This is a genomic window from Nocardioides sp. NPDC057577, from assembly GCF_042801335.1.
Classification (GTDB): domain Bacteria; phylum Actinomycetota; class Actinomycetes; order Propionibacteriales; family Nocardioidaceae; genus Nocardioides.
Genome location: NZ_JBHVGB010000216.1, coordinates 1 through 9,292, shown reverse-complemented (window position 1 = coordinate 9,292; position 9,292 = coordinate 1). Strand labels below are relative to the sequence as shown.

The 9,292-nt window shown below is 68.1% G+C and carries 9 protein-coding genes and 1 tRNA gene; 6 read left to right on the top strand and 4 right to left on the bottom strand.

Going from position 1 to position 9,292, the window contains the following annotated elements:
* Positions 1-173: 173 nt before the first annotated feature.
* From ACFU7D_RS26785 to ACFU7D_RS26775, 3 genes are all read left to right on the top strand, one after another.
* The gene (locus ACFU7D_RS26785) at positions 174-1,961 is read left to right on the top strand and encodes a hypothetical protein (protein WP_378873113.1); all 1,788 of its coding nucleotides are present in this window, start codon (positions 174-176) and stop codon (positions 1,959-1,961) included.
* Positions 1,962-2,037: 76 nt separating this feature from the next.
* Positions 2,038-2,111: transfer RNA gene (locus ACFU7D_RS26780), tRNA-Asp, on the top strand.
* Positions 2,112-2,712: 601 nt separating this feature from the next.
* On the top strand, positions 2,713-3,447 hold the full coding sequence (locus ACFU7D_RS26775; RefSeq protein ID WP_355019591.1) for a hypothetical protein: 735 nt from the start codon (positions 2,713-2,715) through the stop codon (positions 3,445-3,447).
* Between the two features lie 180 nt (positions 3,448-3,627).
* On the opposite strand, the gene ACFU7D_RS26770 is transcribed toward ACFU7D_RS26775, so the two are convergent.
* Positions 3,628-4,689: a hypothetical protein gene (locus ACFU7D_RS26770; protein ID WP_378873111.1), complete on the bottom strand. Its 1,062-nt coding sequence runs from the start codon at positions 4,687-4,689 to the stop codon at positions 3,628-3,630.
* A gap of 282 nt (positions 4,690-4,971) precedes the next feature.
* Between ACFU7D_RS26770 and ACFU7D_RS26765 the strand changes: the two genes are divergently transcribed.
* Complete coding sequence (locus ACFU7D_RS26765; RefSeq protein ID WP_378733055.1) at positions 4,972-5,319, top strand: WhiB family transcriptional regulator; 348 nt, start codon at positions 4,972-4,974, stop codon at positions 5,317-5,319.
* A 30-nt stretch (positions 5,320-5,349) separates the two neighbouring features.
* Positions 5,350-5,706: a metallopeptidase family protein gene (locus ACFU7D_RS26760; protein WP_378873109.1), complete on the top strand. Its 357-nt coding sequence runs from the start codon at positions 5,350-5,352 to the stop codon at positions 5,704-5,706.
* Here ACFU7D_RS26760 and crcB read toward each other — a convergent pair.
* From crcB to ACFU7D_RS26745, 3 genes are read right to left on the bottom strand one after another with little or no spacing between them, the layout of a single operon-like run.
* Positions 5,703-6,071, bottom strand: a complete 369-nt coding sequence (crcB, locus tag ACFU7D_RS26755) for a fluoride efflux transporter CrcB (protein WP_378873107.1) — start codon at positions 6,069-6,071, stop codon at positions 5,703-5,705. The two genes, ACFU7D_RS26760 and crcB, sit on opposite strands and share 4 nt — an antisense overlap.
* Positions 6,068-6,553 (bottom strand): fluoride efflux transporter FluC, encoded by a 486-nt coding sequence (locus ACFU7D_RS26750; protein WP_378873105.1) that lies wholly within the window; start codon positions 6,551-6,553, stop codon positions 6,068-6,070. Before ACFU7D_RS26750 ends, crcB begins: the two co-directional genes overlap by 4 nt.
* 19 nt (positions 6,554-6,572) lie before the next feature.
* A complete protein-coding gene (locus tag ACFU7D_RS26745) occupies positions 6,573-7,499 on the bottom strand; it encodes an ATP-binding protein (RefSeq protein ID WP_378732080.1) in 927 nt (308 codons plus the stop codon).
* A 311-nt stretch (positions 7,500-7,810) separates the two neighbouring features.
* On the opposite strand from ACFU7D_RS26745, the gene ACFU7D_RS26740 reads away from it, so the two are divergent.
* Positions 7,811-9,253, top strand: a complete 1,443-nt coding sequence (locus tag ACFU7D_RS26740; protein ID WP_378873103.1) for an NAD(P)/FAD-dependent oxidoreductase — start codon at positions 7,811-7,813, stop codon at positions 9,251-9,253.
* The last annotated feature ends 39 nt before the right edge of the window (positions 9,254-9,292 follow it).

Here is a 9,292-nt window from a genome sequence, read left to right as displayed (position 1 = left end):
AATCTTTCTCGACATGGTCCGGTGTCCAGGACCGCGAAGCGGCCGGCGTAGCCGGCGGCCGCAGGCCGTCCTTGACTCCGGGGCAGGTCGAGAAATAATCGAGAAACGGGTCGGCGGCCCACGCCCACCCGAAGAAACCGTCACCCGACAGACCCATAAGAGAGAATCCAAAGGTGGTCTCGCTCCTCTACCTTCACGGCGTCGGCAACGGCGACCCCCGCGACGCCTGGCGCCGCGCGCTCGACAAGTCGCTGCAGGATGCCGGCTACCCGGGGCTCGACGAGGTCGAGGTGATCGCCCCGAAGTATCCCGACGTGCTCCGCACCGACGACGGGGACAAGACCATCAAGATCCCGCCGGTCACGACGCCGAGGCTGAGCGCCGCCGACCAGCGGGACGTACGCCGCCGGGTCGAGCGCGCGACTGCCGACCTCGAGACGATCCTCGGCGAGCCCGTGCCCGCCTCCCCGGTCGGGGTGACCGACTCGTTCGCGCCGATCGTGCTGCGGGTGCTCCGCCAGGCGCACAACTACGTGACCAAGCCCGGCATCCGGGCACGGACGCTGCGCATCGTGCTCGACGAGCTTCCCGAGGAGGGGGAGATCGTCATCGTCGGCCACAGCCTCGGCTCGATCATCGCGATCGACCTGCTCCGCCGGCTCCCGCCCAAGCTGACGGTCACCGGCCTGGTGACGATCGGCAGCCCGGCCGCCCACCCGAACCTCCACGAGGACTCCGACCGGCTGGAGATGAAGGCGCCGGTCGACCATGTCGGCTGGTGGGTCAACGTCTGGAGCAACGGGGACGCGGTGACCGGACTGCGCGGCATCTGGCGCCACTTCCCCTGGGCACTCGACCTCCAGGTCGGGCTCGGCCTCGACCACCGCACCACGACCTACCTCCGCTCCAAGCCGGTCGCCACCGCGATCGGGCGCGGTCTGTTCGGCTCCCTCAGCAAGGAGGTCGCGGTCGTCGAGGGCACCCCCGACGTATCCCTGAACTCCCTCGAGGTGCGGCTGGCGCTGTGGCTCGCGTATGCCCAGTTCCTCCGCGATCACCTCAAGGGAGCGACCCAGGAGCGCTTCGGTGCCGCCCTGCGCGTCGTCCAGCACGAGGTCCTGGAGCGGCTGATCGAGAACTACCAGACCGACGACGTACGCATTCCGCAACAGCTCCTCGACCTGCGCGTCTCGCTCGATGCTCCCGGTGACCTGCCCCGGCCGAAGCCGCTGACCCAGCTCTCCAAGGAGGAGGCCGTCCTCGCCCTGGTGGCGCTCGCGACCGCCAACCCGGTGCGGCCCTATGAGATCGATGTCCCCGACGACGTACGCCGCCAGGCCTTCCACGACCTGACGGTCTGGATGGGGCTCGGGGGAGGGCTCGGTGAGAACCTCCACATCGCGATGCAGTCCGCCTCCAAGGCGGTCTACCCGGTCGACCAGTGGAAGCTGTGGGTCGGCATCGGGATCGGCGCCGCCGTGCTGGTCGCCGGACCGATCGGGCTCGCCCTCGCCACCCCCGCCGGGCTCGCCGGGGGAGCGGCCATCATCGGCGCGCTCTCCGCCTTCGGCCCCGGCGGGATGGTCGGGGGACTCGTCACCGCGGGTGCGATCACCACCACCGGTGCCGGCACGATCGCCGCCACCCTCGTCTCCAGCTCGTCCACCGCCGAGGACGTCGAGGTCACCGTCATCCAGCTCCTCACCGCCGCGATCCTGCGCTCCCGCGAAGGCCTCGAACAGGACCTCGGGGTCTGGCTCGCGATGTCCGAGATCCAGCGTCAGACCGGGCGCGAGGTCGCCCGGCTCGCGGCCTACAGCGACGACAAGGCTCCCGGTGTCGAGGCCCTCCGGCGCAAGGCTCGCGCGGCCGAACGCGCCATGGCCTACATGGTCAAGAACCGGCTCGTGGAAGGCCTCACCGACGAGGAACCCAAAGGCGATGAGCCCTTCGAGGAGTAGGACGCCTCCCCGATTGTGAATCCCCCGCACCCATGGGCTATGTTTTTCCCGTTGCCGCAGACAGCGGAAACAACAAGGCCCTGTAGCGCAGTTGGTTAGCGCGCCGCCCTGTCACGGCGGAGGTCGCGAGTTCAAGTCTCGTCAGGGTCGCGGACGAATCAGAGAGGGCGTGTGTCGCGGAAAGCGACCACGTCCTCTTCGTCATTTACATAGCGGCCTCCGGCCGCGGCGGGGATATCCCCGCACCCCTTAGTTGCTCGGGGTTGGTCGGTCGCGGGCGGGCGGGTTGTCCGCTGGTCGAGCCGCCGGAGCCGCTGGGCGGAGGCGTGTCGAGACCAACACGGTGCGATGGAGTGCGAACGTGACCGTGTTGGTCTCGACACGCTCGCTGCGCTCGCGGCTCGACCAGCAGGGGCCGGTTCGGTGTGGCTGGAGGGTCTTGTTTCCGTTGGTGTGACTCGTGAGTCGGGTGTGGTTCTGGGAGGGTGGGACACGCCGGGCTGTGGCGAGCGCGGGGAGCCTCGAGCGTGGGAGGGTGGTCGTCCTGCTTCGGCAGGAGTCTCGGGCCGGAGATCCCTCGATCTCACCCCCGGTTCGGGCCGTTCGACCGTGTGGGATATAAGCCGATTTGGCGGTAACGTGCGGGCTGCTGTCCTCTCGTGAGAGGATTCTGCCGCTTGTGTCGACGTCGCAAATCGGCAGGGCACGGGGGAACGACTCAGACGTTCGGTACTCAGGAGGCAACACCACCATGTCGTCGTACTACCCGCATCGGCCGCCCCATGCGGCGAGTGCGGACGAGCTTGCGTCACGGATGCAGACGAACGGTGCCTACCGCACCCCGGCCGCGCCCGCGCAGCAGCAGCCCCCCGCCCTTGGTTGGGACCAGCGTCCGCAGCAGTCCCAGGCCCAGCCCCAGTACCAGGAGCCGGCGATCCAGCAGCCGGCCGTGATGGCGCAGACGACCGGAACGCACTGGCCGCAGTTCGTCAACAACAACCGCCTCATCGGTGCGCTCGTCGCCGGTTTCGGTGCGACCCAGCTCGCCACGATGTTCGGCTACTGGATCTACGGCCTCGGCATCATGGAGGGCCCGCTGGACTTCGCGTTCTTCAACGGCGTCATCCTGACCCCGAACGCCACTGCCAACGAGGCCGGCTTCGCCGTCTCGCAGTGGTTCGCCGGTATGGGCTTCCACTACTTCAACGGCATGGTCTTCGCGCTCGCCTACGCTCTGGTGATCTTCCCGTGGCTCGGCAAGACCCACACCACCTCGAGCAACCTCGCGCGTTCGCTCGGCATGGGTATGTTCCTCGCCACCGCTTCCTGCGGTTGGTGGATCCCGGCCCTGCACCCCGAGGACGTCATCGGCATCGACCCGGGCTTCTTCTCGATCAACCTCGGGTGGGGCACCGTCCTGGGTGTCTACCTGTGGCACCTGGTCTGGGCGGTCGCGCTCGGCCTGTTCTTCAACCCGCAGGACTGACGCGACAGCCGACTCCACGACGAAGGAGTGGAGTCGGCGCGGAGCGTCAGATCGAGCGAGCGTGCGGCTGAGCTTGCGAAGCCGCAACCGCGTGTCGAGATCTCAGCAGCAAAGACGGAGCCCCAGCCACTTGGCTGGGGCTCTCGTCGTATGTAGAAGTGCTTCGTAGGCAGCGTCCGACTACTCGGGCCAGGCGTCGAAGACCTGGCCACCGTTGGTGGTCAGGTGGTTGTGCAGCTGCTCGCCGGCGGCGGCGTCGCGCAGCGTACGAAGGACGAGGCGGCGCCGGTCGGACGGGTTGGCGCTCGGCGGTCCCGGGGTCAGCGCCATGGTCTCGGTGACCCGCTCGGCCAGCAGTCGCAGATGGCTGCGCTCGCCACCGGCGTAGATGACGTGGGTGTGATCCAGCGGGGAGGCCCACAGGATGTTGCCCTCGACGACGATCAGGCGTGACTCGGTGGCCATCACCTTCATCTCGACGTCGGTCATGTTCTGGATCATGTCGGCGCCGGCGAGGATCGACTCGCCCTCGTGCAGGAAGGCGGGGAGCGCCTGGGCGAGGTTGGCCTCGATCAGCGCCGCCTCCTCGCGGGCGCGCTGCTGGGCTCCCTGCGGGTTGCCGTAAGCACTGCCGACCGCGCGCTGGGTCCCCGTGTTCGGCGCCTGGCCGTAGGAGCCGGTGTTGGTGCCGTACGGGCCCTGGTTGGGGTAGTAGGAGCCGGTGTTCGGGTAGGAGCCCTGGCTCGGGTAGGAACCCTGGTTCGGGTAGGAACCCGGGGCCGGCGCGACGCCGTAGCTGTTGGGGGTGGGCTGGCCGTAGGCGCTGCCCGCGCCGTACTCGCCACCCCAGTTGGTGTCGACGTTCACCTGCGCGCCGGCGGCTCGCGCGGCGTAGTCGAGAGTCGGGAAGAAGTCGTGGAAGGCGTCCTTGTCCCGGATCTTCATCGTCGTGGAGTAGGACGATCCTGGGACCAGCGCCTCGATGATGAAGTCGCCGAGGCTGGGCGGCGGAGGAACGCCGATGAAGGTGAGCACGGCCAGGTTGACGGAGAAGACGCGCTCGTGGAACTCGAACATCACCCGGCGGTCGGTCAGAAAGGCGTGACCCGAGGCGTTCCCCTCGTGGGGAAACTTGACCGCGACCCGGGCCCACTGGACCTCACCGGGCTGCAACAGGGACTTCACCAGGAGCCAGTCGCGGGTCTCCGAGGCGATGGCTCGACTGTTGGGATCATGCGCCATCCGTCGGTGGAAATCCTCCACGGGTCGGTGGCCTACGGTGATGGACGCCGAGGCCCTTTTCATTGAGCGCATGTTCGCAAACCCTAGCCCTTACTCCCTCTAGTGTGGACAGTTTGTACCAGCAGGGTCGCGATGTTGTGGAATCCCCTGATGTAGATGACACCTCAACTCTGCGTGACCGATTCAAGCACCTGCCTCTTGACAGAAAACTGACAGGCCATCAGACCACCCTCTTCAGTGGGTATCCCTGACGACGGGGATCAGCGAGGGGATGGGGCTGTGATGACTGGTTCGCCTGTGGCGACGGCAGGAGAGACGACCGGCGTGCACTGGAGCGAGCTGCCGTGCGCCATCGAGGACGGAGATCTGTGGTTCGCCGCGACCAGCGTCGACGCGGACCGTGCCAAGGAGCTGTGTCGTACGTGTCCGCTGCAGCGCTCCTGTCTGCAGGGCGCGATCGCCCGGCAGGAGCCGCACGGCGTGTGGGGTGGCGAGGTTTTCTACGAGGGAATCGTCGTCGCGCGCAAGCGCACCCGCGGCCGCCCGCGCAACGGAGAGCTCCACCAGCGGGACCTGGAGCGCCAGGCTCGCGCAAACCTTCGGAAAAATACTTCGGAAGCAGTTGCATAGCGGTAACTGTCACCCGGCAGAATGTCCTCTGTGGGGACTGAGATAAGCCCAGAGCGCTTCAACGAACTCGTGGACCAGGCACTCGACGCCATTCCGGACGAGCTGGCCGCCCAGGTGCACAACCTGGTCGTGCTCGTCGAGGAGTGGCCGCCGGAGGGCGAGCCCCAAGACACCCTCGGTCTCTACGACGGCGTCGCGCTGACCGATCGCAACGACCTCTACGGCCTCACGCTGCCTGACCGGATCTTCATCTTCCGCCAGCCTCTCCAGCGGATGTGCGAGGACGAGGTCGACCTGGCCGCCGAGATCCGCATCACCGTCGTCCACGAGATCGCCCACCACTTCGGCATCGACGACGAGAAGCTCCACCAGCTCGGCTGGGCCTAGAACGCCGATCCGATCAGCCAGCCGAGGCTGACCGCGGCCATGCCGACCGCGAGTGAGCCGACGACGTTCAGCCCGGCCGATCGCCACTGCCCGTTCTCGGCCAGGCGGACGGTCTCGTAGGAGAACGTCGAGAACGTCGTCAGCGCTCCGCAGAAGCCGGTTCCGGCCAGGGTGAGCACCCACCCGGGAAGTACGCCGCCCGCCGCTGCTCCGGCCAGCAGACCGAGCACGAGCGAGCCGACGGCGTTGACCACCATCGTCCCCCACGGAAAGTCGCCGCCGGTCCACTGCCGGACGTAGAGGTCGGTCAGGTATCGCGCCGGAGCGCCGATCGCGCCGCCGAGCAGGACCAGGAGCGCCGTCACCGGTCCTCCCGTGTCTGTGCGGCGGAGGGGTCGGGATCGAGGTCGGGGTCGATGCCGTCGACCACGACCTCACCGCCGGTGTCCAGCACGACCACCCTGCCGAGCGTCAGCCCGAGCCAGGCGGCACCGATCCCGGCGACCACCGAGGCGAGCAGGTAGAGCATCGCGAGTGCGGGCGCATGCCCGCCCAGGACGTACGCCTCGAGCTCGTAGGTCGAGAACGTGGTGTAGCCGCCGAGCACGCCGACCCCGAGGAACGGGCGCAGGTAGCGGCCCCAGAACGGGACGGTGGACAACGGGCCCAGGACGAAGGCCATCAGCAGACCGAGCAGGAGGCAGCCGGCGACGTTGGTCAAGAAGGTTGCCCACGGCCAGGAGTGGCCGCCGTGGGGGAGGACGGTGGTGAGGCCCCAGCGAGCCAGCGAGCCGAGCGCTCCGCCGGCGGCGATGGGGGCGAGCAGGTCGCCATGCTCACGCAGCACGCGGGACAGCGTACGGGGTCTAGCGGGCGTGGCCGGTCATGTGGGCCGCGCTCCACCTGGTGGGGCGGCCGCCGGCGGCCTGGGTGAGGTATTCGCCGAGGAACCAGCGCTGGAAGGTGACCTGCTCGGGAGAGCGGGCCAGGACCAGCAGTCGCTCCTGGCGGCAGAACTCGTCGATGAGGTCGAGCATGTCGAGGAAGCGGCGCATCGTCTCGGCCGCGGACCGCGGCATGCGTACGTGCAGGTCGGCCGTCTCCCGGTCGCGGACCCCTGAGAGCTGGCCGTGGCCGAGGCCGTCGAGGAGCTGGCGCTCCAGCGAGCCGAACAGCGCCGAGAGGCTGGCGGCGAGCGGGTAGTCGTGGGCGTGGGCGAGCGAGAGGAGGCGTACTTCGCGCCGCAGCTCTCGGAAGTGATGCTGGAAGCCCTTGTAGAGCGCGAGGGGTACGCCGAGGATGCTGACCTCGACCGCCTCGGAGCCGAGGCGCTCGGGCCTCGGAGGCGCGCCGGGAGGCCCGGTGATCACGCCCTCGACGCCGTCACCCTCGTCGATCTCGGCCGCGGGGGTGAACCAGACGGTCTTGCCGGACGCGTCGATGTCGGCGCCCCAGGCCTCCGAGACGCTGGCCACGATCGAGAGGCCGCGGCCGACCGTCAGCAGGACCTCGTCCTCGTCGTCGAGGGCGAGCGGGACCGGCAGCAGCGGCGGCTCGGTCGAGGCGTCCCGGATCTCGACACGGGGGTGGTCGACGGTGCCGCGCATCCGGATCGTGACCGGGGCCGTGCCGTGGAACAGTGCGTTGGAGACCAGTTCGGAGACGCCGAACTCAGCGCAGTCCACGAGGTCGGTGCGCTCGATCTCCTCGCAGGCCGTCCGGACCCAGACGCGGGCGTCCTGGACGGCGCGGGAACCGGTGCGGAGCAGGAGGGCCGGCCGGCTCAACGGCATGTTCTCCTCCTCCGATCTCGCGGGTCGGGATACACACGTTTTGTTGTGTGCTGTTCGTGGCAAGAATTTTCCGCACTTGAAGGTGTCTGATCCGGGCTATGGACCACTAGGGCACAAGGTCCCGGTCGCCCTCACAGATTAAAGTCAAGGGGTTACGACTCGGTAGCGGACACGCGGTGGGAGCGCATACTCGGCGGCTGCTCGGCAACTGTGACGAAGTAGTCGTGCCCGGGAATGAACAGATCCGCCGGAATGGTTCAGAATATGAGTGGAACGTTCAAAAGGTCTCGTTTGAGGTAGGGGATTAGTCAATGTCAGCGGACCAGGCAAAGCACCGGGTCGTCATCATCGGTTCCGGCTTCGGGGGTCTCTTCTCCGCGAAGGCGTTCAAGGGCCGTGACGACGTCGAGGTCACCTTGATCGCGAAGACGACCCATCACCTGTTCCAGCCGCTGCTCTACCAGGTGGCGACCGGGATCCTCTCGCAGGGCGAGATCGCCCCGCCGACCCGCGACATCCTGCACCGGCAGAAGAACGCGACCGTGCTGCTCGGTGAGGTCAGCGAGATCGACACCGAGGCGAAGTCGGTCAAGGCGAGCGTCCTCAACCAGCAGATCGAGGTTCCCTACGACTCGCTGATCGTCGCCGCCGGCGCCGGCCAGTCCTACTTCGGCAACGACCAGTTCGCCGAGTTCGCGCCCGGGATGAAGTCGATCGACGACGCCCTCGAGCTGCGCGGGCGCATCTTCGGTGCGTTCGAGATCGCCGAGCTGACCGCCTCGCGCGGCGAGCCGATCGGTGACCTGCTCACCTTCGTCGTCGTGGGCGCCGGCCCGACCGGCGTGGAGATGGCAGGCCAGATCGCCGAGCTGTCGCGCCGCGTGCTGAAGAAGGACTTCACCCACATCCAGTCCGAGAAGGCCCGGGTGGTCCTGGTCGACGCCGCGCCGCAGGTGCTGCCGCCGTTCGGCGAGAAGCTCGGCGCCAAGGCCGAGAAGGCGCTGGAGAAGGCCGGTGTCGAGGTCGTCCTCGGTGCGATGGTCACCCACGTCGACGAGTTCGGCATCGAGATGAAGTTCAAGGACGGCAAGACCCAGCGGATCGGCTCGATCGCGAAGATCTGGGCCGCGGGCGTGCAGGCCTCCTCCCTCGGCAAGACGCTCTCGGAGCAGACCGGTGCCGAGCTCGACCGTGCCGGCCGGATCGCGGTCAACCCCGACCTCACGCTGCCGAACCACCCCGAGATCTTCGTGGTCGGCGACATGATCAACCTCGACCACCTCCCCGGCGTCGCGCAGGTCGCGATCCAGGGTGGGAAGTACGCCGCCAAGACCATCAAGGGCCGCCTGCAGGACAAGCCGGCGCAGCCCGACTTCAAGTACTTCGACAAGGGCTCGATGGCCACCATCAGCCGTTTCAACGCGGTCCTGATGATGGGCGACTTCAAGCTGACCGGCATCCTCGCCTGGTTCGGCTGGCTCGTGGTCCACCTGGCCTACATGACCGGGTTCCGCAACCGGCTCACCGCGACGCTGCACTGGATGATGTCGTTCATCGGCAAGGACCGTTCCGAGCGCACCACCACCATGCAGCAGATCTTCGCCCGTGAGGCGCTCGAGCGCGTCCCGGGTGGCATGGCCGCCCTGATCGACGACCCGACCGAGGTCGCGTTGGAGGTGGAGCGCCGCCGCAAGGAGCTCGAGGAGCACGCCGCCGAGGAGTCGCGCCTGGCCGACTCCCGCAGCGTCTCCTAGCCTCACCGCTTCCGGCCGGCCCGCCGCAGACCATGTCTG

Excerpts from the sequence above, each read along its gene's own strand:
- ACFU7D_RS26775 (WP_355019591.1), top strand. The coding sequence starts at position 2,713 with ATGTCGTCGTACTACCCGCATCGGCCGCCCCATGCGGCGAGTGCGGAC.
- ACFU7D_RS26770 (WP_378873111.1), bottom strand. The coding sequence starts at position 4,689 with ATGGCGCATGATCCCAACAGTCGAGCCATCGCCTCGGAGACCCGCGAC.
- ACFU7D_RS26745 (WP_378732080.1), bottom strand. The coding sequence starts at position 7,499 with ATGCCGTTGAGCCGGCCGGCCCTCCTGCTCCGCACCGGTTCCCGCGCC.
- ACFU7D_RS26740 (WP_378873103.1), top strand. The coding sequence starts at position 7,811 with ATGTCAGCGGACCAGGCAAAGCACCGGGTCGTCATCATCGGTTCCGGC.
- ACFU7D_RS26765 (WP_378733055.1), top strand. The coding sequence starts at position 4,972 with ATGACTGGTTCGCCTGTGGCGACGGCAGGAGAGACGACCGGCGTGCAC.